Here is a 26462-nt window from a genome sequence, read left to right as displayed (position 1 = left end):
GCCCGAGAATCAGGAACGGGGTGACGGGTAGCCCCGAACAGGGGCTTTGCACGCGACGCTTCCATCAATAACAAGCCCAAGCGGAGTACCACAGATGGCGTTCTTCACCGCAGCCAGCAAAGCCGACTTCCAGCACCAACTGCAAGCGGCACTGGCGCAGCACATCAGTGAACAGGCACTGCCACAAGTGGCGCTGTTCGCTGAACAATTCTTCGGCATCATTTCCCTTGACGAGCTGACCCAGCGTCGGTTGTCCGACCTCGCTGGCTGCACCCTTTCTGCATGGCGCCTGCTTGAGCGCTTTGATCACGCGCAGCCACAAGTGCGCGTCTACAACCCCGATTACGAACGCCACGGCTGGCAGTCGACCCACACCGCGGTCGAAGTGCTGCACCACGACCTGCCTTTCCTGGTGGACTCGGTGCGTACCGAGCTGAACCGCCGCGGCTACAGCATCCATACCCTGCAAACCACCGTGCTGAGCGTGCGTCGTGGCAGCAAGGGCGAGTTGCTGGAAATCCTGCCTAAAGGCACCCAGGGCGACGATATTCAGCAAGAATCGTTGATGTACCTGGAAATCGACCGCTGCGCCAACACCGCCGAGCTCAATGTGTTGAGCAAAGAGCTGGAGCAGGTGCTCGGTGAAGTCCGCGTGGCCGTCGGCGATTTCGAGCCGATGAAGGCCAAGGTCCAGGACATCCTGACCAAGCTGGACAACAGCCAGTTCGCCGTCGATGGCGACGAGAAGAATGAAATCAAGAGCTTCCTGGAATGGCTGGTGGGCAACCACTTCACCTTCCTCGGTTATGAAGAGTTCGTGGTCAGCGATGAAGCCGATGGCGGCCATATCGTCTACGACAAGGATTCCTTCCTCGGCCTGACCAAGCTGCTGCGTGCCGGCCTGACCTACGATGACCTGCGCATCGAAGACTACGCCGTGAACTACCTGCGCGAACCGACCCTGCTGTCGTTCGCCAAGGCCGCGCACCCAAGCCGCGTACACCGTCCGGCTTACCCGGACTACGTGTCGATCCGCGAGATCGACGCCAACGGCAAGGTCATCAAGGAATGCCGTTTCATGGGCCTGTACACCTCGTCGGTGTATGGCGAGAGCGTGCGGGTGATCCCGTACATCCGCCGCAAGGTCGAGGAAATCGAACACCGTTCCGGCTTCCAGGCCAAGGCTCACCTGGGCAAGGAACTGGCACAGGTGCTCGAAGTGCTGCCGCGCGACGATCTGTTCCAGACCCCGGTGGACGAACTGTTCAGCACCGTGATGTCGATCGTGCAGATCCAGGAACGCAACAAGATTCGCGTGTTCCTGCGCAAAGACCCGTACGGCCGTTTCTGCTACTGCCTGGCCTACGTGCCGCGTGACATCTATTCCACCGAAGTGCGCCAGAAGATCCAGCAAGTGCTGATGGATCGCCTGAAAGCCTCGGACTGCGAGTTCTGGACCTTCTTCTCCGAGTCCGTGCTGGCCCGCGTGCAGTTGATCCTGCGCGTCGACCCGAAAAACCGCCTCGACATCGACCCGCTGCTGCTGGAAAAAGAAGTGGTGCAGGCCTGCCGCAGCTGGCAGGACGACTATGCCGCCCTGACCGTTGAAAGCTTTGGTGAAGCCCACGGCACCAACGTGCTGGCCGATTTCCCGAAAGGCTTCCCGGCCGGTTACCGCGAGCGTTTCGCAGCCCACTCGGCTGTGGTCGACATGCAGCACTTGCTGAGCCTCAACGAAAAAAATCCGCTGGTGATGAGCTTCTATCAGCCGCTGGGCCAGGTCTCCGGCCAGCGCATGCTGCACTGCAAGCTGTACCACGCCGATACCCCGCTGGCGCTGTCCGACGTCCTGCCGATCCTGGAAAACCTCGGTCTGCGCGTGTTGGGTGAATTCCCGTACCGCCTGCGCCACAACAGTGGCCGCGAGTTCTGGATTCACGATTTCGCCTTCACCGCCGCCGAAGGCCTGGAACTCGACATCCAGCAACTCAACGACACCCTGCAGGACGCCTTCGTCCACATCGTGCGTGGCGAAGCCGAGAACGACGCGTTCAACCGTCTGGTACTGACCGCCGGCCTGCCATGGCGCGACGTTGCACTGCTGCGTGCCTACGCCCGCTACATGAAGCAGATCCGTCTGGGCTTCGACCTGGGCTACATCGCCAGCACCCTGAACAACCACACCGACATCGCTCGCGAGCTGACCCGGTTGTTCAAGACCCGTTTCTACCTGGCGCGCAAGCTGACCGGCGACGATCTGGATGACAAGCAGCAACGCCTGGAACACGCGATCCTCAGCGCACTGGACGACGTCCAGGTACTGAACGAAGACCGCATCCTGCGTCGCTACCTGGACCTGATCAAGGCCACCCTGCGCACCAACTTCTACCAGACCGATGCCAACGGCCATAACAAGTCGTACTTCAGCTTCAAGTTCAACCCGCACTTGATCCCTGAACTGCCGAAGCCTGTACCGAAGTTCGAAATCTTCGTTTACTCGCCGCGCGTCGAAGGCGTGCACCTGCGCTTCGGCAACGTGGCCCGTGGTGGCCTGCGCTGGTCCGACCGTGAAGAAGACTTCCGTACCGAAGTCCTGGGCCTGGTAAAAGCCCAGCAAGTGAAGAACTCGGTGATCGTGCCGGTGGGTGCGAAGGGCGGCTTCCTGCCGCGTCGCCTGCCACTGGGCGGCAGCCGTGACGAGATCGCGGCCGAGGGCATCGCCTGCTACCGCATCTTCATTTCGGGCCTGTTGGACATCACCGACAACCTGAAGGACGGCGCGCTGGTTCCGCCGGCCAACGTCGTGCGTCATGACCACGATGACCCGTACCTGGTAGTGGCCGCGGACAAAGGTACTGCGACCTTCTCCGACATCGCCAACGGCATCGCCATCGACTACGGCTTCTGGCTCGGTGACGCGTTTGCGTCCGGTGGTTCGGCCGGTTACGACCACAAGAAGATGGGCATCACCGCCAAGGGCGCGTGGGTCGGCGTACAGCGTCACTTCCGCGAGCGCGGCATCAATGTCCAGGAAGACAACATCACTGTTGTGGGCGTCGGCGATATGGCCGGTGACGTGTTCGGCAACGGCTTGTTGATGTCCGACAAGCTGCAACTGGTCGCGGCCTTCAACCACCTGCACATCTTCATCGATCCGAACCCGGAGCCGGCGTCGAGCTTCGCCGAGCGTCAGCGTCTGTTCGACCTGCCGCGTTCGGCCTGGTCGGACTACGACACCAGCCTCATGTCCGAAGGTGGCGGCATCTTCTCCCGTAGCGCCAAGAGCATTGCGATTTCCCCGCAAATGCAGGAACGCTTCGACATCCAGGCCGACAAGCTGACCCCGACCGAACTGCTGAACGCCTTGCTCAAGGCGCCGGTGGATCTGCTGTGGAACGGCGGTATCGGTACTTACGTGAAAGCCAGCAGCGAAAGCCACGCCGATGTCGGCGACAAGGCCAACGATGCACTGCGCGTGAACGGCAACGAACTGCGCTGCAAAGTCGTGGGCGAGGGCGGTAACCTGGGCATGACCCAACTGGGTCGCGTCGAGTTCGGCCTCAATGGCGGCGGTTCCAACACCGACTTCATCGATAACGCCGGTGGCGTGGATTGCTCCGACCACGAAGTGAACATCAAGATCCTGCTGAACGAAGTGGTTCAGGCCGGCGACATGACCGACAAGCAGCGTAATGAGTTGCTGGCGAGCATGACCGACGAAGTCGGTGGTCTGGTGCTGGGTAACAACTACAAGCAGACTCAGGCCCTGTCCCTGGCAGCCCGTCGCGCCTTGCCGCGGATTGCCGAGTACAAGCGCCTGATGAATGACCTGGAAGGCCGTGGCAAGCTGGATCGCGCCATCGAGTTCCTGCCGGCCGAAGATGCAATCAACGAGCGCATCGCCGAAGGCCATGGCCTGACCCGTGCCGAGCTGTCGGTGCTGATCTCGTACAGCAAGATCGACCTCAAGGAGCAGTTGCTGGGCTCCCTGGTGCCGGACGACGACTACCTGACCCGCGACATGGAAACCGCTTTCCCGCCGACCCTGGTGAGCAAGTTCTCCTCGGCGATGCGTCGTCACCGCCTGAAGCGTGAAATCGTCAGCACCCAGATCGCCAACGATCTGGTCAACCATATGGGCATCACCTTCGTTCAACGACTCAAAGAGTCGACCGGCATGAGCCCGGCGAACGTGGCTGGCGCTTATGTGATCGTGCGTGACATTTTCCATCTCCCGCACTGGTTCCGTCAGATCGAAGCCCTGGACTACCAGGTCTCCGCCGACGTGCAACTGGAGCTGATGGACGAGCTGATGCGTTTGGGCCGTCGCGCTACGCGCTGGTTCCTGCGTGCCCGTCGCAACGAGCAGAACGCTGCCCGTGACGTCGCGCACTTCGGTCCGCATCTGAAGGAGTTGGGCCTCAAGCTCGACGAACTGCTGATCGGCCCGATCCGCGAAACCTGGCAGGCGCGTTATCAGGCCTACGTCGAAGCCGGTGTGCCGGAGCTGTTGGCGCGCATGGTGGCTGGCACCTCGCACCTGTACACCCTGTTGCCGATCATCGAGGCCTCCGACGTGACCGGCCAGGACCCGGCGGACGTAGCCAAGGCGTACTTCGCCGTGGGCAGCGCGCTGGACATCACCTGGTACCTGGCGCAGATCAGCGCTCTGCCGGTTGAAAACAACTGGCAGGCCCTGGCCCGTGAAGCGTTCCGCGATGATGTCGACTGGCAGCAACGTGCGATCACCATCTCGGTCCTGCAACAGGGCGACGGCACCCAGGACGTGGAAGCACGGCTCTCCCTGTGGATGGCTCAGAACGAGAGCATGATCGAGCGCTGGCGTGCCATGCTGGTGGAAATCCGTGCCGCCAGCGGCACTGACTACGCCATGTACGCGGTGGCCAACCGCGAACTGCTGGACCTGGCATTGAGCGGTCAAGCGGTAGTGCCTGCCGCTGTCGCCGTCGAGCTGGAACCGGCTGCCTGATCAGGCGTTGAATGAAAAACCCCGCATTGAAAGATGCGGGGTTTTTTTTATTCAAGAGCTTGTGATTGGCTTAAATATAAATCGATGCGTCAAGGATAAGTGTCGCGAGCTTAGTTTAGAACGCATGCCTTTTCAGTATGGTTAAATTGAATTTCACAATATCGCCCACACGATCGTGGAAAAAGGAATGGCGTTCTGGATGTTCATGTATTGATTTTCTGATTATTCTCGCATTGCGTGCTTTCAAGTAGACCGTTGGCGTGTCAGTGCTCAAATCATCCAGTGTGATGATGTTGTGGTCGGCATCCAGCAAGTTGAATGATGTAGTATCCCCTCCGGCGGCTGGAAAAGCACCCAGACAGCCTTCGTCGTTCTTGCTGACATACATGTAGCTATAGGGGGTGCTGAGGATTTGCATGTTGTAATAGTCGTCATAACACCAGAAGTGCACAACTAAGGGGTCTATATTTCCAAAAGAAAAACCAAGGTTTTCCATTCTTTTTGTTATAGGGTTGTACGCTTTCGTGATTTTTGGTGAATAGTCACGTTGAACCGTGAGAATATTTTTCGGCACGGCTGCATCTTCGAGGAAGTTACTACGCAGAACTTCCTGGAGAAAAGTAATGGTGTCGCCGTTGCAGGATACGCGGGCTGTAAATGATCGTTCTTCGTTCTTGTTCATAAATAGTCCATTATTTAAGGTGTGGTGTTCCCCTGTACGGGTGCCCAGAATAATGCCAGTTGCATTTGTGGCGTGGTTGGTAATTGTTTCTTGTGGTTTCGCAGTAGAGTCCGGTTGTCCGGCTTGTGTGTTGTGCAATCTTTATTTAAATGGCTGATGTCCGAGTTTTTTGGCGGTCAACAGTTTTGTTTGGTTTAAGAGTTTGCGGTTAATTACGTCGGGAAATTAAAAAGGCCCGAATTCGCGATTCGAGCCGTTTTATTTATAGCCGTACGTTCAGCCATCAGTCAACGGAGAAAAAATGATGGTGAGGGAGCAAGCGCCCTCACCACAGGAAATGATTAAACGATCGGAAAACTGTTGAAGTCCACGGCATTGGCCAGTTGGCTATCGATCAGGCTGATGAAGCCCTGGACTTCCGGGCAATTGAAATGCGATCGCATGGCCGCTTCGGATTGCCAGTGGGCGCTGACGGTCCAGCGATTGGTGTCCTCGGGGCAGCGGTCGACCATATAGGATTCGCAGCCGGGCAATTCACGCAGGGTTTCGACAATCTTCTGCAATTGCTTGCCCAGTTCATCCGAGCGGCCGGCGGCGGCCTGCACCTGTACGGTATTGATCACTTCATGGGACATTGCTCACACTCCTGAATCAGGCCGGACGAATCCTGCTCATTGAGGGATAACGCCTATGCAGGATAGGCCGGGCCCCCGGGACCGCCAATAGCCAATCGCCGGATAAAACCGCATGCCAATCCGTCAGGCCACCTGCTGCAGGATGTCGCGCAAACGGTCCAGGGCGATGTCGATGTCGAGGGTTTCGATGGCGCCAAAACCGAAGAAAAGCCCGGCCCTTGGGGCTTGCTGATAGAAAAAGCTGTCGATGGCATAGAGCCCGACTTCGACTTTTTTCGCCAGTTCGATCACCAATGCAATATCCATCGGCACTTTGCACATCACCACCATGTGGAATCCGGCGGTGGACGGCACCGCCTCCAGCCAGGGCGAAAGATCGCCCGCCATACGCGTCAGGATCCGCTCGCGGCGTCCGGCATAGACCGTATGGCAGCGCCGGATGTGCTTGAGCAGGCAGCCTTCGGCGATGAACTTGGCCAGCGCCCATTGCGGCAGGGTCGAGGTGTGCAGGTCGGTGAGTTGTTTGGCGCGCACCACCGCCTCGAGGATCGCTGGCGGCAGGATGGCATAACCGAGCCGCAGTTCCGGCAACAGGGTTTTGGAGAATGTCCCGACGTACGCGACGATCCCCCGTTCATCCATGCTCTGCAGGGAATCGGTGGGGCGGCCTTCATAGCGGAACTCGCTGTCGTAATCGTCCTCGATGATGATCGCGCCCAACTCATGGGCCTTGGCCAGCAGCGCTTCCCTGCGCGCCTGGCTCATGGGCATGCCCAGCGGGAACTGGTGCGACGGGGTGACATGGATCAGGCGCGTGCCGCGAGGAATCCGGTCCACCACAATGCCTTCGGCGTCCACCGGCACACCAATCACCGTAGCGCCGTGGGTGCCGAACAGCAGGCGCGCCGGCGGGTAGCCGGGGTCCTCCATGGCGACCAGGCTGCCCGGACTGATCAGCACCCGGGCAATCAGGTCCAGCGCCTGCTGCGCGCCGTTGCACACCACCACATCCTCATCCTGACAATTGACCCCGCGGGAGAACGCAATGTGCTGCGCAATGGCGTTACGCAGCGCCGGCAAGCCCTCGGGCAAGCTGTACAAGCCCTTGGAGCCGGCAATCTGGCGCAGTGCGTGAGCGGTGCAGCGCCGCCAGTCATCCTGGGGGAACTGGCCCTTGCTGGTGGCGCCACCAATGAAGTCGTAGCGTAGTGAACCTTCCAGGGTCGGATGACGCAGAAACACCGGCAGGTTGCGCCAGGACTCGATCACCTCGAAGCCGCCAAGCTCGGTGTGGCTCCGTTTACGCTGCACCTTGGACGAGCGTGCGTTGACGTAGGTGCCTTTGCCGACCACCCCGGTGAGGAAGTTTTCGTAGGTCAGCTGGGCGTAGGTATCGGAAATGGTCTTGCGCGAAATACCCAGTTGTTCGGCCAGCAAACGGCTGGGCGGCAGTTGCGTCCCGGCAGTCAGGCGACCGGACTCGATGGCGCTGCGCAGTTGGTTGTACAGCTGGCCGGCCAGGTCCTTGCGGCCGTTGATGACAACATGTAGTTCCATACCGGCGAGGCTCCGGGGCTGTTGAGGCGCGTGTGCGTCGCGCAAGATTACCCCTATCCGCTTGTGGTACAGAAGTTGCGCAGTGGAAAAACCGTCGATTGGCCTGGCGGCGGTGGTCCCCGGGAAAATCGCCTGATTGGATCTGTCATGCCTGTGCGCCAGCGACTACCGTGAAGATCACTTCAGGGTTGCACGAGATCGCTCCATGACCCCCCGACTGGATTACTACAGCGCGTCCCCCAAGGCGATGAAAGCCATGATTGCCATGGAGGCCTTGAGCAGCAGCCTGAGCATTGAGCAGGCGCTGCTGCACCTGATCAAGATTCGTGCTTCGCAGCTCAATGGCTGTGCCTTTTGCACCGATATGCACTCGGTGGATGCACGGCGCCTGGGCGAAAGCGACCGGCGTCTGTATTCCCTTGTGGTCTGGCGCGACAGCAACTTTTTCAATCCCCGGGAAAGAGCCGCGCTCGCCTGGACCGAGGCGGTCACCTTGCTCTGCGAAAGCCATGTGCCGGACGATGTCTATGCCCAGACCCGGGAGCAGTTCAGTGAAAGCGAAATGGTCGACCTGACCATCGCCGTTACCACCATCAACAGCTGGAATCGCCTGGCCGTGAGCTTCCGGCAGACACCCAGCGCCTGAGTCATTGTCACAGCAGGTTCATGAAGGATCCGCAGGATGCAATTGTCAGTGTCAGATCGACAGGGAGTCCTCGATGTCATTCATGCAAACCAGCGCCCGCCAGGGAGCTGCCGAGTATCGCGTAGCCATTGATAAAAACGCGTCCTGGCGCCAGCTGGCAGCGGGTATCGACCCGGAACTGGCGCTGTGTTTCACCGTCAGTGCCCGTTGCGGTTGCTTCATGCAGGCCGCCCGCAGTCTCAATATCAAGGCCACCCGCCTGCGCAGGCAACTGGTGCTGCTGGAATCGCAGCTGCAGTGTTCGCTGTTCAGCCATTCCGACAATGGTTTCAGCCTCAGCCGCGATGGCTTGCGCTTACACGCACAATTGATCGCCCTGGCCCATGAGCGCGATTTGCCGGTGATCGAGCAGCCGTTGATTCGCCTGGCGGTGGCGGATTCGATACTGCATGACATTCTTGGTCGTGACCTGGTTGCACTGCTGCGGCGCAACGCCAGTGTGCGGCTGGACATCATGACCCTCGACAGCGAGTTGGCCTTGCAGGCGGTCAGCGCCGACGTGGTGGTGTGGCTGGGCGAGAGCGGATCGCCGTTACCGGGGCCGAGCTTTGCCATCACCGAACCCCGGCGCCTGGCAGAACTCGATTACCTGCCGCACATTGCCAAGCGCTATTGCCGGGTTGCATCCAGGCCGGAATGCCTGGATGACCTGGCCGATTTTCTCCTGGTGCAATGGCGGCAGGACAGCCAGGTTCAAAGCTTCAGGCCATGGAATGCACTGGTGGATCAGCGCTTGGCCGGGTCGGTGCACTTGCAATCCTGGGAACTGATGCTGGAGATGATTCGTTGCAGTGCCTGCATCGGCCTGCTGCCGCACTACATGAGCCACTTCGACCGCGGGCTGATTGCCTTGCCGGGCCTGTTCGACCAGCCGATGCGGCGTCAGGTGTGGATGGCGGTCAACGCCCATTCCGGGGGCGACGCGCAGGTGCGGATGATCGTCGAATTGATCGAAAACACCTTCAACGAGCGCCGGGAGTGGTTCCAAAGCTGAGCGCTCCCACATTGGTTCTCGCCACAGCCGAAGGTAGCGTTATAGAGTGAACGGCCATGTCTGCTTCAAGGATGATTCACCATGCCAACCACCGAACCTGTCATCACCCTCGAACGTTTCAACGAATCCCATATCGAAGGCATCACGGCGCTGTACAACGATCCGGCAATCGCCCGTCAAACCCTGCAGATGCCGTTTCAGTCCACCGAACTCTGGCGCAGTCGCCTGGCGCTGGATAACGAACGCCTGGTGAAAGTGGTGGCTTTGCATCAAGGGACGGTCATCGGCAACATTGGCCTGGAGCAGTTCTCACGCATTCGTCGCAGCCATGCCGGCAGTTTCGGCATGGGTGTTGCGGTGGCGTGGCAGGGCAAGGGCGTAGGGTCGAAGCTGCTCGTGACAGCGCTGGATATCGCCGACAACTGGATGAATCTGCAGCGTGTCGAGCTGTCGGTGTATGCCGACAACGAAGCGGCCATTGCCCTGTACCGCAAGTTCGGCTTCGAAACCGAGGGTCTGTTCCGTGATTACGCCGTGCGCGACGGCGTATTGGTGGACACCTTGAGCATGGCGCGCCTGCGTCGCACGCCCAAGGCCGGTTGAGTCAGTCGCCCAGGGCAAACCCCAGACGTACCTCCTGGCTGTTAGTCGCACACCGGCTTCACGCTTCTGCCATGCTCAATATCCGTAGTACCGCTGCAACCAAAGGAACACCGCAATGGACGATGTACAGCAACTGGGTGAAATGCTGCGCCACTACGCAGAAAGCGAAGCGCACAAGAAACAACTGTTCGAGTCCCAGTCCGCGGATTGGGCTGCGCGTATTGGTGAGCTGTTCGATCAGATCGGGCAATGGCTGGAGCCGGTGCAGGCGCCGCACCTGCTGGAGGTGAGCCGCGAAGCCTATGTCGCCTCGGGCCCTAGCGTTCCTGTCGAGACATCGACATTCAAGACCGAGAAGCTGTCCATTGTGATTGCTGGCAGAGCAGTGGAGTTTGTCCCGGAAGTGATGGGGGCGGGGGGGCAGATTTCATTGGCGGTGATGGGTTTGACCGCTGCGCGTTTCGGCAGTGTCTCGCTGGTTTGCCAGCCACCTTCCAATAGCTGGCAATGGCGCAAGACCAACGGTTTGAAGGACCCGGATGTGTTTCCCTTCGATGCGAACTTTCTGGCGCAGCAGTTGCAGGGTTTGATTCCCCGGGATCGCGGTTGAGCCTTTGATCAACGACACATGACCCTGTAGCTGGCTTGCCTGCGATGGCGGAGAGTCAGGCGATATTGATGCTGAATGGACCGGCCTCATCGCGAGCAAGCTCGCTCCCACAGGGTTTGTGTCGTACCCAAATGTTGTGGTCGACACCGAACCTGTGGGAGCGGGCTTGCCCGCGAAGACGTCAGTGTTGCCGATAGAAAGCACTGATCAGACAGCGCTTTCAGCCCGGTTTCATTTCAACGCCGGATCCCCCATGTTCATTTTCTTCCAGCCCTGCAACAGCACCTGCGCCTTTGGCTCCTGGCCGTTGTCCAGGTAGTACTGGATCAACGACAAGCGGGCATTGCGGTTGGACGGTTGTTCTTTCAACAGCCGTTCCAGTTCTGCGCACGCCTGGTCAATCTTGCCGCTGTCATGCAGGGCCACCGCCAGCACATAGCCGAATTGTCCGCTCTGTGGTTCCAGTTGCGCGGCCTTGCGCAGGTACGGCATGGCCTGGGCGGCCTGGCCCGCACGAATCAGCGCCAGGCCCTGGGTGTGTTGCAGCAGGCCTGAGTCGGGGTGGTCCTTGAGGCTTTGCGCCAGCAGGGCATGGGCTTCCTGGCTGCGACCGTTGGCCTCCAGCCACTGCACCAGGGTGACCAGCGCCGGGTAGAAGTCCGGATCGCGCCGCAGGGCTGTACGCAGCAAAGCTTCGACTTCGGCGCTGCGGCCATCGGCCTGATAGAGCATGGCCAGGTTCAGGTTGGCCTCTGCACGCTCGGCCAGGTTCTTTTGCACCGCCTCGTATTCGGCAATGGCGGCATTCCAGCTGTCCTGGGCGCTGCCCAGGCCATTGCGTGCCACGCTGAGCAGGTCCCGGGCGACGGCGATGCGCACGGCCCGCACCGGGTCGCTCAACAACGGGGTCAGCAATGGCGCACGCTCTGCTGGCGGCAGGAACGCGCTGATCGCTCGCACCGCGCTCTCGCGGACTTGCGGCGCCGGATTACCCAGGTCCTTGGTGGCCAGTTTCAACGCCTGTTCGCTGGGGTACGCCGGCAGTTCGGCCAGCAGTGTCGCGCGCTGGATCGCCGGCAGGTTGCTGCGTTGCAATTGCTCGAACAAGGCCTCGGCAGCGCCGGCCTGACCGTTGCGAATCAGCCACAGGCTTTCGTCGTAGCGAGGGGCCTGTACCGCGCTGGCGTTGGCGGTGTTCCACAGCTTGAACTGCTCGGTGACCTTGTCGCCGGCCTTGCCTTGGTGGCAGGTCAGGCAGGCGTCAGGCGTCCCCAGTTTTTTCGCCCGTTCGGGGTTGGGGATGCTGAAGCTGTGGTCATGTCGGAAGTCGTTGCCCATGTAGAACTTGCCGGGCATGTGGCAATCCACGCACTGCGAACCCGGCTGGCCCATGGTGTGGCGAGTGTGTTCGATGGAATCGTAGTTTTTTGCTTGCAGGCCCTTGCCATCGACACCCTCCACAGTGGTGTTGCCGGCGGTGTTGTGGCATTGCAGGCACACACCGTTGCCAGGCGCTTTCAACTGCGTGCTGTGGGGGTTGTGGCAGTTGCTGCAACGCACGCCCTTATCGAACATTTTGCTCTGGGCAAAGGAGCCGTGTTCGAACACTTCATCCTTGATCTTGCCGTCCAGCGCGTACAACTCGCGGGTCAGGACGCTCGGCAGGTAGTCGTCCATCAACCGCTTGCCGACCGTGTAGCCATCGTCCAGGGGCGCGCGGCGCGAGTGGCAGCGGGCGCAGGTTTCGTTTTCGACGGTGGCGTTCTTGTCCTTGAGATCGACGGCAAACCCGGCATGGATCAGGTCGGTTTTCTTCGCGGTCCATTCCAGGTGACTGGACGCCGGGCCATGGCAAGCCTGGCAGCCGACGCCGAGGCTGTTCCAGTGGCTGTCGAAGGTGTTTGTCGCCGCATCGAAATTGCGCTTGTAACCGGTGGTGTGGCACTCGACGCACATGAAGTTGGCGTTCTGGCTCGGTTTACTCCAGTGCAGCGGGTTCTTGAAGGTCACGCCCTGGCCCGGATAGAGGTGGAACCAGCGGTGCTTCTCGGTATCCCAGGCCACGGCGAGGGCCTGCAAGCGGCCTTCGCCGACCTCGATCAGGTATTGTTGCAAGGGGGCGATGCCAAAGGTGTAGGCCACCTTGAAATCGGCATTCTTGCCATCGATACCCGGCGTGTTGACCCAGAATTCGTCGCCTTTGCGCGAGAACACCGTGGTCTCCTTTTCGGCCTTGAAGGTGACGTTGTTGAAGTCGCCGAGCAGGGTGTCCGCGTTGGCTTGCTGCATCGCCAGTTGGTGATGGGAGCCTTGCCAATCCTTGACCTGCTCGCCGTGGCAGCCCTGGCATTGTTTCTCGTCGACCATTTTCGCAGGTGCGACGGCGACCGGTTGCGGTTTGGCCGGTTGCACGGCAGGGGCGCTGACCGGGACTGGCTTGAGCTGCGTCGGTGAGTTGTCCAGCAAAAACCAGCCAATACCCGCCACAGCCAGCAGCAGGATGCCGATGGTGACAGGGAACAGGTAACGGTTGATCAGGGTCGGTTGCGAATCAGGGTTTGGGGTTGCAGCTTTATTTTTATGGTTCGGCATTACGACTTCCATGGTCCAGGTGCGATTGCCGTCAGGGCGCGTTCAGGCTGGGTGCAGCTTTGCCGGATGGCCGGTGTGTGTCAAATGACATTGTTTCGAGGCTGATGGCCTCTTCGTCGGAGCGCCGCCCGGAGCAAGCCCGCTCCCACAGGGTTTGGTGTTGTTCACAGCAATTGAGTACGACACAACACCTTGTGGGAGCGGGCTTGCTCGCGAAGGCGGCCGCCAAGGCGCCACATCACTCCCCGACAAACCACCGGTAATACGGATTCCCGGAATCCCCGCGCATCACCTCGCGCATCTCCCGGGCCCAGGCGTCACGATTTCCGTTGTAGGCATGCAGGCTCGCCCGATAGAACTGCATCAGGCGTTGTTGCTGGGTGTTCATGCGCTCGATGAACCCGGCGTCGGCGTTCAACACGGCTGGCGGCTGGTGCAAGTCGAGCAGGGCGGGCAATACGCGGCTGATCTCTTTCGAGCGAACCCAGGGCGCATATTCAATCTTCGGCTGATCGTCCGTCACCGGTTGCGCATCGCCAGCGAAGCGTTCCAGCCCCGCGCGATCAGTCACCCAGGTGGCAAGCAACGCCGCGGCCGAGCCGACGCCGACATCCTGCAAGGCGCTGCGAACGCTGTCCTGCTGGAAGCGTGCGCTGATCTTCGCCGCATCCAGTTCAATCGGCTCCATCGAACCCACCAGCAGCATCTCGTGGAATTCGCTGGTCCACAGGGTCGCGTACGGGAACACGTCGAGGAAGCTGCGCACCAGTGAGCGCGAGTCGTCGATGTTCTGCGTTGGCAGCGGCAGCCATTGGGCAACCAGGCCTTGTTTGTGCAAACGGCTGGCGGCCAGTTGGTAGAAGTCCCGGGAGTACAGGTTGACCACGCCGGCAGCGGAAGGGGGTGGCGGCTCGAGGGTGATCAGGTCGTAGTGCTGCGGATTGCGCAGCAGTTCCTGGCGACCGTCACGCAAGCGCACATCGACCCCCGGATCGGCCGCGGCATCGAAATTGCCCTTGAACAAGGGGGCCGCCTTGACCACCGAAGGCAGCAGTTCGGCGACCACGCGATGTTCCAGGCCGGGGTAGCGGGTCAGGGCGCCTGCGGTGATGCCGGTACCGAAACCGATCACCAGTGCCGAGCGCGGCTCACCGTTGTGGATCAACAGGGGCAGCAGCGCCTGGATCCGCATGTAGCGCAGGGACGGCATGGCGTCGCCGGTATTGGACACGCCCTGGATGTACAAACGCTGGAACGCTCTTTCGCCTTTGCCCTGGGTGACCACGGCGACGGTGCCGCCACGGCCTTCTTCGTAGAACGTCAGCGTGCCATTGCGCGCCCCCGGCAGCAGGCTGGCGAGCTTGTTGACCGGCGTGAACACGGCAAGTGCCAGCGACACCAGGCCAATGGCAACCACCGCCTGACGCCTGCCTTTTTTCACGCCATGGCCCTTGCGCACGGCGAGGCAGGCGATAGCGGCGGCGACCATCGCCAGCAGGCCCAGGGTTCGCACCAGACCCAGCATCGGGATCAGGACAAAACCGCAGAGCATCACGCCGACAATCCCGCCAAGGGTATTGAACGCGACGACTTCGCCGACATTACGCCCCACCTGTTCGCCGCCGACGCTCAAGCGCAGGGCCAACGGGAACGCCGCGCCCAGCAACAGGGTCGGTACAAACACGATGCTCAAGGCAGCCACGGCAAAGCGCGTGCTCATGCCCGCCAGTTCACTGCCGCCCAGTGACAATACCCAGCTTTCCGCCAGGGTTTGTGCAATCACCAGCCAACGTCCGAGCAACGCTACTTCCAGCAAGGCAATCGCGCCGGCTGCGGCAATCAGCAGACCGAACACCCCCCAAGGATCGCGCAGGCGATCGACCCGACGGGCCAGCAGCATGCTGCCCAGGAACAAGCCGGTGAGGTAGGTCGCCAGCACCACGGCAAAGGCATAGGTGCGGGTGCTCATGAATTGCACGATCGATTGCGACCACACCACTTCGTAGCCCAGGGCCACACCGCCGGCAATGGAATACAGCCACAGGGCCAGGCGGTCGGGGGCTTTTTCACTGTGATGTTTCACCGGGGCATCGACGGGGGCCACGCGCTGGCGCTGGAACCACAAAGCCCCTGCGGCGGCCAGCAGGTTCAGCATGGCGGCGGCCAGTGCGCTGCCGCGCACGCCAAGGGTGGCAATCAGCACGAACGCGGCGAGCAGGGTACCGGCGATGGCCCCGGCGGTGTTCGCCGCATACAGTTGTCCGCCGGCCTTGCCCAGGTGTTGCGGTTCAGTGGCCAGGGAGCGAACCAGCACCGGCAGGGTGCCGCCCATCAGCAGCGCGGGAATGCCCACCAGCGCGAACGGCAGCACCCAGGCCAGCAAACCCAAGTGTGCTTCCAGCCAGGCAAACGGGCTGGCCGCCAGGCTCATGGCAAAGGTCGCCGCGACACCGAGCACGGCCACCAGTACTTCCAGCCCGGCGTAGAGCACAACCGGTTGCTGCATCCGGTCCGCCCAGCGGCCGAACAGCAAGCCACCCAGGGCCAGCCCGGCAAAAAAAGCGCTGATCCCGGTGGTGATGGCATAGACCTCGACGCCCACCACCAGCGACAGCTGCTTGATCCACAGCACCTGATACACCAGCGCGGCGGCGCCGGAGACAAACAGCAACAGGGCGGGGATCAACAGCGCCGGGGAGGCGACTTGAGGGGCAGGTATGGCCGACGACTTGCTGGCGACACGTGAGGTCATTGCGGATTGCCTTGTTCCAATTCGAAATAGCCTGTGACTGCACCGGCCCTTCGCGAGCAGGCTCGCTCCCACATTTGCAATGCAGTCCCTGTGGGAGCGAGCCTGCTCGCGAATGAAGTCGATGCGGTCACAGATCGAAAATAAGTCCGCTCGCCAATGAAGGCGAGCGGCGGTCCAGCGGTCTTACTGTGCAGCTTTCATTTTTTCAGCGATTTTGGCGTCTACCGCAGCACGGATCTGGTCGATGCTGAAGCTGGCCGGTCTCTGGCTAGGTGGATACTCGATGAAGGTCTGCAGGAACGTCGCCGATTTTTCGACGGCTACAGCCGCCAGGTAGACGTTCTTGGTTTGCCAGTCGTAATACTGATCGGACACCACGTCGGCACGTTCATACGGGTCCATACGCAGGTTGAAGATCTTCGGTACGCGCAAGCATACGAAGGGTTCGCTCCAGACCTTGAAGCCGCCGGGTGCGCGCTGTTCGCAGAACACGGCTTTCCAGTTGTCGAAACGCATCGACACCAGCACGCCGTCATCGTTGAAGTAGTAAAACTCCTTGCGCTCACCCTTGGGCGCCTGGCCGGTCAGGTAGGGCAACTGGTTGTAACCGTCCAGATGCACCTTGAAGTTGGTGCCGCCGGAAGTCGGTGCCCAACCCTTGAGCAGCTTGGTTTTCACGTCGGCATCGCCAGCGGCGGCCAGCAAGGTCGGGAACCAGTCCATGCCCGAGAACATCTCGTTGGACACTTCGCCCGGCTTGATCTTGCCCGGCCAACGCACAATCGCCGGTACCCGGTAGGCGCCTTCCCAGTTGGAGTTCTTCTCGTTACGGAACGGCGTGGTTGCCGCGTCCGGCCAGGAGAACTGGTTCGGGCCGTTGTCGGTGGTGTAGACGACGATGGTGTTGTCGGTGATTTTCAGGTCATCGAGGGTTTTCAGCAGTTTGCCGACGTCGCCGTCGTGCTCGATCATGCCGTCGGCGTAATCGTTGCCGGGCATGCCGCTCTGGCCCTTCATCGACTCGCGCACGTGGGTGAACAAGTGCATGCGGGTGGTGTTCATCCAGACGAAGAACGGCTTGTCCGCCTTGGCCTGCTTCTCGATGAACGCTTGCGCCGCGGCGGTGGTTTCGTCGTCGATGGTTTCCATGCGCTTGGTGTTCAGCGGGCCGGTGTCTTCGATCTTGCCATCGGCAAAGCTGTGGATCACGCCGCGCGGCGAGTAGGCCTTGACGAATGCGGGGTCGTCCTTGGGCCAGTACGGACGCTCGGGTTCTTCTTCGGCGTTGAGGTGATACAGGTTGCCGAAGAATTCGTCGAAACCGTGGTTGGTCGGCAGGTATTCATCCTTGTCGCCCAAGTGGTTCTTGCCGAACTGACCGGTCGCATAGCCCTGGGACTTCAGCGCCTGGGCAATGGTGATGTCGCGTTTTTGCAGGCCGACCGGGGCACCCGGCATCCCGACTTTCGACAGCCCGGTACGTAGCGCCGACTGTCCGGTGATGAATGTCGATCGGCCGGCGGTGCAACTGTTCTCCGCATAGTAGTCGGTGAACATCATGCCTTCTTTGGCGATGCGGTCGATGTTCGGAGTCTTGTAGCCGACCACGCCCATCGAATAGGCGCTGATATTGGTCTGGCCGATATCATCGCCGAAGATCACCAGAATGTTGGGCTTCTCAGCGGCCCCGACGGTTGCCGAAAAGGCCATGACCGTTGTCGCCACCAGGGCGAGTTTCGGTATCCACTTACGTATGCGAGTCATCTGACTGGCTCCTTATGCTTACTTGCGTCGCGTACTGCGACAAACGTTTATTGCGGTCCTGCGTTACGTCTTCTTTTTATTGCGCTTGCTCGGGTGTGGCGGCATCGAACGGGTAGATCCGGGCCCATTCGGATGCCATGTCGACGACTGTCCAGCCACGTTTGTTCGCTTCGTCCAGGGCTTTGTCCAGGCGACCGATCTGTGACTGCCGGTCGTATGCCCATTCGCGCTTGGCGTCGGTGTGATGCACCAGGCCCATGAAGCGTTTGCCGGGACCGGCGGCGGTCCACTGAAGCATTTGCTGGTCGCCGTCGGAGTTGCCAAAGGCGAGGATTGGCCGACGACCGATCACCGCATCGATGCTGACCGGTTTGCCCGGACCATCGTCGTTGTGGGCCAGTTTCGGCGTGCGCTGGATCGAGGCCTTGCCATCCTTGTAGTCAAACGTTGTGACGAATGTAGTGCCGATGACCTGCTCGGGAGGAATGCCATAGACCTTCTCGGCGAAGGCGCGCATGAACCCGGTGTCCCCGCCGGAGACGATGTAGGTCTTGAAGTCCTTGCCGCGCAGGTAGTCGAGCATTTCCAGCATCGGCTGGAAGACCATCTCGGTGTACAGCTTGCCGGTTTTCGGATGACGGGCCTGGGTCAGCCAGGTCTTGGCATCGTCATCGAAGGCTTCGGTGGTCATCCCGGTGTGGGTGGCTCCGAAAATTTTCATCATGCCTTCAAGGCCACTGGCGGCCAGGGCCTTGTGATCGTTTTCCAGCACGGCCTTGAACGGCTGGGTGGTTTTCCACTCAGGGTGTTGCGCCGCTGTACGCTTGACTTCCTCGAGGGCGAACAGCAATTCGAAGTACATCGGCTGCTCGCTCCACAAGGTGCCGTCGTTATCGAACACGGCAATGCGCTCCTCGGGCTTGACGAAGTCCTTGCTGCTTTGATCGGTGACTGTCTGCACGAATTCGATGATCTGCTTTTTCGACGGCCCGTCGTTCCACGAGGGTAGCGGCTCGGCCGCTTGCACCAGCAGCGGCAGGCTCAAGGCCAGGGTCAGCAGGAAACCGAAGGCGCGATGATGGCGTAGCGATGTCGAATTCGTCATGGAAAGTCCTTCTCGTAAACGGGGTTGAGCGGATGCAGTGCACAAGAGACTGATTCTCTGTTGCGTCCCGCCTGACTATGCAGCGTAGACAAGGATTCCCCGATTTGGCGCAAGGCTTGCTCTTTGTCCGGTTCGCGGCCATAACAGGCGCGCAGGAAGGTTTGCAGGCGCGGGCCGAGGCCGGTCAGTTTCAGGCCGTGGCGGCTGCGCCGGGTCCACAGGTACAGGGCGCTGAGTTGCGCCGGTTTGCCCTCGATTTGTGCCGGGATCTGCCGCCACGCGTAATCGGCGGACTCGAGCCAGGCGGTGTGGCGGGCGCGGCGTCGGGCTTGCCATTTGAGGTGTGCGCGGCGTACGAGCGGGCGACTGAACCAACCGAACGCCACCCCCGCCAACACCAGTGCCAATAGCCCGAACCAGTGCCCGGAAAGGTGCAGGCGATTGTGCTGGCCGAGTTTTTTCAGGTCTTCGGTGATGGAAAATACCGGCTTGTAAGCGCTGTTGGCCGCCGCGTCGAAGGTCACGGCAGGCACCGTGGCCGTGCGGGTTTGCTGACTGCCGGCATCCCACCATTTCAGTTCGACGGAGGGCAGGCTGTAGTGACCTTCGGTGTCGATTCGATAAGTCACGCTGTCGATGCGCTGGCCGCCATTGAAGTTGCCGCGACCGTCATCCAGATTGCGGATTTGCGGTGCTTTCGGGTAGCGGCTCAAGCCCTTGATGTTGTCCAGCGTCGGTGTCGGCAGTGACATGGCCAGGGCACCGTCGGCCTGTAAGGTCAGCTCCCGGGTGATGCTGTCGCCGACCTTGAGCGGCGTGGCCGAATGGATGGTCTTCTGGGTAAACCGCAGCCCTTGGGCCACCAGCACCGACTCGCCGGGCTGGAACCCCGGAGGTTGTGCGGCGTTGAAATGCAAGGGCAGGCTTTGGGCGCTGAGTCCATGGCTGGCCTGACCCGGTGTGGCTTGTACCGTCAGTGCCGGAATGTCGAAGCCCTGGGCCAGGTTCGGGGTGATCAGGTAGCTGTAGCGCATGCCGCTGAAGGATTGACCGTCGAAGGTCTGGTTGATGTGCTCGGCATGGCCGTCCGGTGGCATCACCAAGGCGCCGGGCAGTTTCAGGTCGGGCAGGGTGGGGGCGCTGGTGAACCAGGAGTCGGTGAAGACATCGAGTTGCAACTTGACCAGGCTGCCGACCATGACGGGGTCGGCGGGTTGCAGGCTGGCCTGGACTTTCAGTTGAGGGTCGGCGGCGAATGTGTTGAGGCTGATCAAGCCGATGAGCAGGGCGCCAAGTGTTGTGGTGATTGATCGGGCCCTTTCGCGAGCAAGCCCGCTCCCACACTGGATTTGTGTGCACCACCGCCCCCCTGTGGGAGCGGGCTTGTCTCCGGGCGGCGATCCGACGAAGGCCGCGACACGGTCTACCAGACTGTATGTCATGGTTTGACCCCCGCCTGATCCTGCAAGCTGAATTTCTGCTTGAGAAATTTCGCCGGCGATGTGGTGAGGTTCTGCAGCCATTGCTCATCCGAGGCCGCTTGCCGGGTTTCCACTTTTTTGCTTTGGCCTTTACCCGGCGCCTTGTCCATCTTGATTTCGTCGGGTTTGACCTCTGGCGTGTTTTTCTCGGCGCTTTCAGTGTCCTTTTCCAAGGCTATGGCCAGGGCCAGGTTGGCCGTGGCTTCCGGGAATTGCGGCTGCAATTTCAGCGCTTGGGTATAGGACGCAATGGCCTGATCGAACTTGAAGCGGCGCACGTAGATGTTGCCCAGGTAGAAATACGCCTGCGGTGTGTCGAGCCGCGCGAAGCTGGCCAGTGCCAGGTCGAAATCGGCCGCGTTATAGGCGGCCACGCCTTTCCAGTACGGATCGACGAACAGCGCCGCCGCCTGAGGGTAGTGCTCATGTTCGAAGGCCCAACGACCTTGCTGGTCGCGGGTGAAAAAGGCATCGGTCAGCGCGTTGGCCTGGGCCGGCGCCGGTTGCAGGCCCAAACCCACCGCCAGCAGTAGTGCGGCCATCCAGTTCAGGCTCCAGCCCCTGCGCACGCTGAAGAAGGCGATCAGCAACAGCGGCCAGCACAGCCAGTAACCGGCGTCTTTCCAGTGCAGTTCGCGCTGTTCGTCACTGGCTGCCTGGAAGTGTTGCTCGGCGTGCAGTTCGATCCAGTCCAGATCGTCATCGTTGAGGGTCAGGCTGCCCAGCGGTGCATCCAGCGTTGAGGCAAGCTGCTTGAGGGCGTCCTGATCGAAACTGCCGAGTTGCGGACGACCGTTACTGTCGGTGCGTGGCTGGCCGCTGGCATCGCGGATGATCCCGACGTCGCTGCTGCCAGCGGCCAATATCAGCACTTGCAGCGCACTGTCCGCCAGTTGCTTGTCCAGCCCGGCCAGCGCCGAGGTGTCGGCGCCATCGGTGATCAGCAGCAGGGTGCCGGGGGTTTTCTCGGCGGCGAGCAGGCGCTTGGCCTGATCGATGACCGCGCTGACATTTTTCCCCGGTTTGTTGATCAAGTCGGTGCTCAGGGCCTGAATGAACGTATCGAGCAGCGCCGGGTCGTCGGTGGCGGGCAACACCAGGTGGGCACTTCCGGCGTAGGCAATCAGCGCATTGCGCGAACCGGCGCGGCGCTGGATCAAGTCGTGGAGCTTGTGCTTGACCGCTTCCAGGCGACTGGGTGGAACATCGCTGGCGTCCATGGAGGGCGAGAGGTCGACGGCGATGATCAGCGGCGCACGGTTTTCCAGAAAGTCCGGCCGATCCTGTTCCCAGGTCGGCCCGGCGGCGGCGATGGCGCCCAGTACCAGCAGCGCACACACCAGATGCACCGGACGCAGGCGTTGCCGGTCCTGCGGGGTGATCAGCAGATGGGGCAGCAGGTGCGCGGCGATGTTGCTGCGCAAGCGCCGTTGCAGGTCCTGGTTGCGCCGCCACAGCATCGGCAGCAATGCGCCGAACACCGCGAGCAACAGCCACAGGGGGCGCAGGAAATGGAAATCGCCGAGGTTGATGTCCATGTCAGGCCTCCTGCCGTTGACGGGCGAGCATCAGCCGTGGAAGCAACAGGGCGCCCAGGTGGTATAGCGCCAGCAGTGCGATGGCCGCGCCCAGCGGCCACCAGAACAGATCACGTTTTGGCTGATGGCTGAGGGTTTTCACCTGATGCGGGGTGAGTTTGTCGAGGGTGCTGTAGACCTGATCCAGGGCGTTGCGGTCTTCGGCGCGGAAGAAGCGTCCGCCCGTGGCCTGGGCAATGTCCTGCAAGCCTTGCAGGTTGACCTTGGCTTCACCCTCCGCATTCGGGTCGCCGATGCCAATGGTGTGAATCACCACGCCTTTGGCCGCAGCCATGGCGGCCGCGTGATCAGGGGTGATGGCGCTGCTGGTGTCGTTGCCGTCGGTAAGCAGGATCAGCACTTTTTCCTGCTCGTGGGCCTGGTCCAGCAGTTTCAGGCTCAGGCCGATGGCGTCGCCGATGGCGGTGTTGGGGCCGGCCATGCCGATGCCGGTGTCGTCCAGCAGCAGTGACAGGCTGGGGTGGTCCAGGGTCAACGGCGCCTGTGGATAGGCACCGGTGCCGAATACGATCAGTCCGATTCGATCGTCTTTACGTTTGTCGATGAACCCGTGCACCACTTCCTTGACCGCGGCCAGGCGATTGATTTTCTGGCCATTGGCGTCGGTGAAATCGGTGGTTTCCATCGACTGGGAAATGTCGATGGCCAACATCAGGTCGCGCACCGGCTGCTGGCGTTCGATGGGTTTTTCCACCAACACCGGCCGACTCGCCGCCACCAGCAGCAGCGTCCAGACCAGCAGGTTCAGGAGCAACTGCCAGCGGTTGCTGCGGGTGCCAGCCTGGCTCGGTGCCTGGCCGACAGCACGGCTCATCGCCCCGAAAAACGGCACTCGCACGGCACTTCGCGCCTCACGGTAATCGGGCAGGTAGCGATAGGCGAGCCACGGCAGCGGCAGCAGGATCAACAGCCAGGGGTAATCAAGCTGCCACATGATGTCGCTCCACCCAGGTTTTGCAGGCACTGAACAGCTGCAGGCGCTGTTCAGTGGGCATGGCCCGCAATGTTGCGTCGGGGGCGTAGGCCAGCAGCGAGAGTTGTTGGCTGAAGTCGGCGGGTAGGGGCTGTTTACTGTGCCGCTGCAAAAACGCCTGCCAGTCTTCGTTCCCCAACGCCGCAGGAGACCCCTGTGGGAGCGAGCTTGCTCGCGAAGAGGCCATTGCATTCAATATTGATGTCGACTGACAGGACGCCTTCGCGAGCAAGCCCGCTCCCACAGGTTTCGCGTTCGGCATAGAGATCGCGACCCGCTTGAGCAACTCCGGAAGCTCGCGCAACGCACTCAGGTCATTGCTGCGCTGCTGCAGTTCCTCCAGGCGCATTAACGCCTCGCGCCGATAGCGATCGCGCCGCCATTGCCAGTAGCGCCGCGCACCAAGCACCACCAGTGTAACGATCAACAGCGCCAGCAACGCCCACCAACCCCAGGTTTGCGGTGCGTAACTGACCGGCGCCGGCAGTGCCATTTCCTTGAGTTGGTCGATGCTCGGGATGGCGGGGTTCATCGGCGCCCTCCGGTAAACTTGCCCAGCTCGGCTCGCAGTTGTTCGTGGGCTGGTGTAGCCGTGCTGAACATCATCAACGGCACCTGGCTGCGGCGCAGCAAGGTCGCGACGTCCTTGAGCCGCCCGCCGAGAAAGTCCCCGAGGGGTTGATGCACTTGTTGTCGATCCACCGCCAGCTCCACCTGTAATTGCCCCTGGGTGACCAGCACGCGGCCGTTTTTCGGCAGGTTCAGCGCCAGCGGGTCGTATACCTGCATGGCAATCACATCGTTGTGCGCAGCCAGTTGCCGCATCAGTTTTAAGGTGCGTTCGCCGGCTCCGGCGAAGTCGCTGACGATGCAGATCAGGTGATCGTGACCGGCCACGGCCAGGCAATGCTGCAGGACCTTGTCGAGCTGGTCTTCGCCTTCGGCGTCCGGGTTGGCGGCGTTGAGTGCCTGGTTTTGCTGGGCGATGCGGCTGCACAGCGCTTCGATCCGTTTGCGGCTGCGCAGCGGGGCGATGCTGTCGATGCGTTGATCGTTGAAGACCAGTCCACCGACGCGGTCGCCGGCGTTGAACACCATCCATGCCGCCAGGGCGCCGAGTTCGGCGGCGACGGCGGATTTGAAGCTGCGTTGCGAGCCAAAGAACATCGACATGCGCTGGTCTACGAGGATCAGGGCCGGGCGGTCACGCTCTTCGGTGAATGTCCGCACCACCGGTTTGCCGGTGCGCAGGGACGCGCGCCAGTCGAGGTGGCGCAAATCGTCCCCCGGCTGATAGCGGCGCAGTTCATCGAAGTTCAGGCCCCGGCCACGCAAACGCGAAGCGTGGTTACCGGCCAGGATGCTGCCCTGGGGCTGACGCGCCAGAAAACTCAGGTCACGGGCCTTGAACTCCAGGGCCATCAACTGTGCCAGAGAGACATACACCAGGCCGTCGGCGCGGTTCATGGACATCAGGCTGGAATCGCCACTTTATCGAGCAGGCGGTCGAGCACCTGATCGGCGCTCACGCCGTCGGCCACCGCGTCGTAGCTCAGTTGCAGACGATGGCGTAGCACCGGGTGCACCACGGCGCGGACGTTGTCCGGAGAAACGAAATCCTGGCCCTGCAACCAGGCGTCGGCCCGGGCACAGCGGTCCAGACCGATGCCGCCACGAGGGCTGGCGCCGATGCTGATCCAGCGCCCGAGGTCGGCGTCGTAATCGGCCGGGTGGCGAGTGGCATTGATCAGGTCGATCAGGTAGCGGTCGATGGCCGGGGAGACGTGCACGGCGCTGACTTCACGGCGCGCGGCGAACACCACGTCCTGGGACAGGGAGAAGCCCTGCACGGCAGCGGTCTTGGCGCCCAGGGCCTGTTCTTCTTCGCGCAGCAGGCGCAGTACCTGGCTTTCGTTTTCCGCGCTCGGGTAATCGAGCAGCACTTTCATCAGGAAGCGGTCCATCTGCGCTTCCGGCAGCGGATACGTGCCTTCCTGTTCGATCGGGTTCTGGGTGGCGACCACGATGAACAGGTCCGGCAGCGCATGGCTGTTGCCGGCCACGGTGATCTGGCGTTCTTCCATGGCTTCGAGCAACGCCGCCTGGACCTTGGCCGGCGCACGGTTGATTTCATCGGCGAGTATCAGGTTGCCGAACAGGGGGCCTGGCTGGAAGCGGATTTCGTTCTTGCCTTCGACCTGATGCAGCACCTCGGCGCCGGTGATGTCCGATGGCAGCAAGTCCGGGGTGAACTGGATGCGGCTCATCTTCGCGTCCAGGTGTCTGGCCAGTGATTTGACCGTGCGGGTCTTGGCCAGGCCGGGCAGGCTTTCGAGGAGCAGGTGCCCGTTGGCCAGCAAGCCGACGAGCATCTGTCGGATCACCTGGTCCTGGCCGAGCACCGCTTCGGCGATGCTGGCTTGCAGGGCATTGAGGTCGTTGAGTGCGCTCATGGGGTCTCCTAGAAAAACGCCAGGGTCATGTTGACGCTGAATCCATTGCCTTCAGGGCGGTTTTTGGTGTCGAACTCCGGCACCCAGCGCGCATTGAAGTTGGCCTGGGCGTCGGCGAATTTGCCGGTCCAGCCCACTGTCGGGCCCGCACCCACGGAACGTCCGCGGAAGCCGCTGTCGGCACCCGACCCCGAGTCATCGGTGATCTGCTGGATGTAACCGGCGGCGATACCGGCGTTCCAGCCGTTGCCAAAACCGTGGGTCCACAGCGCATCGAGGGTGTAGATATCGCCGTTGCGATAATCGGTGGCGTCGTTCTCGGTGTAGAACTCCAGGCCGCTCGACAGCGTGAATTCGCCGCCCTTGCCATCCAGATGCGTGAACGCCACGGTCGGCATGAAGGTGTAGTTGTTCTGCCCGGGGTTGGCCAGGCGGTCGTCGTTGTAGGCACCGGTGGGCACGTAGATCGGCAGCGAGAACGCGATGTGGTTGAGCTCGTCGAAGTGATAGCCGGCGGCAATCGGCGTCACCAGCATGTCGGCGAACTGGGTGCCTGAGTCGGAGGAGCCCAGCGTTCGGCCGCGGGGCCCGGTGATGTTGGCCGAGATGTCGGTGTACTGCACCGGAACGCCAACGGCCGATGCGTAGTTCCAGCGACCCTTGCCGGTGTCCCAGACATGGGTGAAGTTGGCCATGGTGTAGGACACCTTCATGTCCAGCCCGGTACTGGCGGCCCCCACCAAAGGCACCTGGGTGCTGCCCTTGAGGTCGCCGTCGTACCAGATGCTGGTCAGGGACATGACCCAGCCCGGCTCCGGCGGCACGATCCCGGCATTGGAGAACACTTGCTGGCCGGTAATCGGCCGTCCGACACCACCTTCAGCCGCCAGTACCAACGGGCTGCCGCTGACCATGCATAGCGCCAACAACAGGGGGCGCACTACAAAAGGCCTGATCATCACTGACT

General features: G+C 61.4%; 19 protein-coding genes. 5 read left to right on the top strand and 14 right to left on the bottom strand.

What is annotated here, in order from left to right; genetic code table 11:
* Positions 1-94: 94 nt before the first annotated feature.
* Positions 95-4990, top strand: a complete 4896-nt coding sequence (locus ACMDB8_RS14440) for an NAD-glutamate dehydrogenase (protein WP_409079253.1) — start codon at positions 95-97, stop codon at positions 4988-4990.
* 115 nt (positions 4991-5105) lie between these two features.
* On the opposite strand, the gene ACMDB8_RS14435 is transcribed toward ACMDB8_RS14440, so the two are convergent.
* The 3 genes from ACMDB8_RS14435 to ACMDB8_RS14425 form a co-directional block, all read right to left on the bottom strand.
* Entirely contained in the window at positions 5106-5672 is a 567-nt protein-coding gene (locus ACMDB8_RS14435) for a hypothetical protein (protein ID WP_056727571.1), read from the bottom strand.
* 341 nt (positions 5673-6013) lie between these two features.
* Positions 6014-6307 carry a putative quinol monooxygenase gene (locus ACMDB8_RS14430; RefSeq protein WP_046037161.1) on the bottom strand — a complete coding sequence of 98 codons (294 nt, stop codon included), beginning with the start codon at positions 6305-6307 and terminating at the stop codon, positions 6014-6016.
* A gap of 123 nt (positions 6308-6430) precedes the next feature.
* Entirely contained in the window at positions 6431-7864 is a 1434-nt protein-coding gene (locus ACMDB8_RS14425) for a PLP-dependent aminotransferase family protein (protein WP_056727570.1), read from the bottom strand.
* Between the two features lie 205 nt (positions 7865-8069).
* On the opposite strand from ACMDB8_RS14425, the gene ACMDB8_RS14420 reads away from it, so the two are divergent.
* The 4 genes from ACMDB8_RS14420 (at position 8070) to ACMDB8_RS14405 (ending at position 10777) form a co-directional block, all read left to right on the top strand.
* The gene (locus ACMDB8_RS14420; protein ID WP_056727569.1) at positions 8070-8510 is read left to right on the top strand and encodes a carboxymuconolactone decarboxylase family protein; all 441 of its coding nucleotides are present in this window, start codon (positions 8070-8072) and stop codon (positions 8508-8510) included.
* A 73-nt stretch (positions 8511-8583) separates the two neighbouring features.
* The gene (locus ACMDB8_RS14415) at positions 8584-9564 is read left to right on the top strand and encodes a LysR family transcriptional regulator (RefSeq protein ID WP_056727567.1); all 981 of its coding nucleotides are present in this window, start codon (positions 8584-8586) and stop codon (positions 9562-9564) included.
* Between the two features lie 81 nt (positions 9565-9645).
* A complete protein-coding gene (locus ACMDB8_RS14410; protein WP_056727566.1) occupies positions 9646-10167 on the top strand; it encodes a GNAT family N-acetyltransferase in 522 nt (173 codons plus the stop codon).
* A gap of 115 nt (positions 10168-10282) precedes the next feature.
* The gene (locus tag ACMDB8_RS14405; RefSeq protein ID WP_223541479.1) at positions 10283-10777 is read left to right on the top strand and encodes a hypothetical protein; all 495 of its coding nucleotides are present in this window, start codon (positions 10283-10285) and stop codon (positions 10775-10777) included.
* Positions 10778-11008: 231 nt separating this feature from the next.
* On the opposite strand, the gene ACMDB8_RS14400 is transcribed toward ACMDB8_RS14405, so the two are convergent.
* The 11 genes from ACMDB8_RS14400 to ACMDB8_RS14350 all read right to left on the bottom strand — a co-directional run bounded on the left by ACMDB8_RS14400 (position 11009) and on the right by ACMDB8_RS14350 (position 26454).
* Positions 11009-13369 carry a tetratricopeptide repeat protein gene (locus ACMDB8_RS14400; protein WP_409079254.1) on the bottom strand — a complete coding sequence of 787 codons (2361 nt, stop codon included), beginning with the start codon at positions 13367-13369 and terminating at the stop codon, positions 11009-11011.
* A 238-nt stretch (positions 13370-13607) separates the two neighbouring features.
* A complete protein-coding gene (locus tag ACMDB8_RS14395; protein WP_409079255.1) occupies positions 13608-16121 on the bottom strand; it encodes a fused MFS/spermidine synthase in 2514 nt (837 codons plus the stop codon).
* Positions 16122-16304: 183 nt separating this feature from the next.
* A complete protein-coding gene (locus tag ACMDB8_RS14390; protein ID WP_056727559.1) occupies positions 16305-17885 on the bottom strand; it encodes an arylsulfatase in 1581 nt (526 codons plus the stop codon).
* Positions 17886-17961: 76 nt separating this feature from the next.
* Positions 17962-18990 carry an HAD family hydrolase gene (locus ACMDB8_RS14385; protein ID WP_409079256.1) on the bottom strand — a complete coding sequence of 343 codons (1029 nt, stop codon included), beginning with the start codon at positions 18988-18990 and terminating at the stop codon, positions 17962-17964.
* Positions 18987-20432: a hypothetical protein gene (locus ACMDB8_RS14380; protein WP_409079257.1), complete on the bottom strand. Its 1446-nt coding sequence runs from the start codon at positions 20430-20432 to the stop codon at positions 18987-18989. The genes ACMDB8_RS14385 and ACMDB8_RS14380 overlap by 4 nt, the downstream gene beginning before the upstream one ends.
* Entirely contained in the window at positions 20429-22009 is a 1581-nt protein-coding gene (locus tag ACMDB8_RS14375; RefSeq protein WP_056727554.1) for a VWA domain-containing protein, read from the bottom strand. Before ACMDB8_RS14375 ends, ACMDB8_RS14380 begins: the two co-directional genes overlap by 4 nt.
* Position 22010: 1 nt before the next feature.
* Entirely contained in the window at positions 22011-23003 is a 993-nt protein-coding gene (locus tag ACMDB8_RS14370; RefSeq protein WP_056727552.1) for a vWA domain-containing protein, read from the bottom strand.
* Positions 22990-23574, bottom strand: a complete 585-nt coding sequence (locus ACMDB8_RS14365; RefSeq protein ID WP_056727550.1) for a DUF4381 domain-containing protein — start codon at positions 23572-23574, stop codon at positions 22990-22992. The genes ACMDB8_RS14370 and ACMDB8_RS14365 overlap by 14 nt, the downstream gene beginning before the upstream one ends.
* On the bottom strand, positions 23571-24515 hold the full coding sequence (locus tag ACMDB8_RS14360; RefSeq protein WP_409079258.1) for a DUF58 domain-containing protein: 945 nt from the start codon (positions 24513-24515) through the stop codon (positions 23571-23573). Before ACMDB8_RS14360 ends, ACMDB8_RS14365 begins: the two co-directional genes overlap by 4 nt.
* Entirely contained in the window at positions 24515-25495 is a 981-nt protein-coding gene (locus ACMDB8_RS14355; protein ID WP_056727548.1) for an AAA family ATPase, read from the bottom strand. The genes ACMDB8_RS14360 and ACMDB8_RS14355 overlap by 1 nt, the downstream gene beginning before the upstream one ends.
* 8 nt (positions 25496-25503) lie before the next feature.
* On the bottom strand, positions 25504-26454 hold the full coding sequence (locus ACMDB8_RS14350; protein WP_056727546.1) for a SphA family protein: 951 nt from the start codon (positions 26452-26454) through the stop codon (positions 25504-25506).
* Positions 26455-26462: the final 8 nt, after the last annotated feature.

Source organism: Pseudomonas monachiensis (genome assembly GCF_047345015.1).
Taxonomy (GTDB): Bacteria; Pseudomonadota; Gammaproteobacteria; order Pseudomonadales; family Pseudomonadaceae; genus Aquipseudomonas; species Aquipseudomonas monachiensis.
This window is presented reverse-complemented; position numbering and strand designations above follow the sequence as displayed.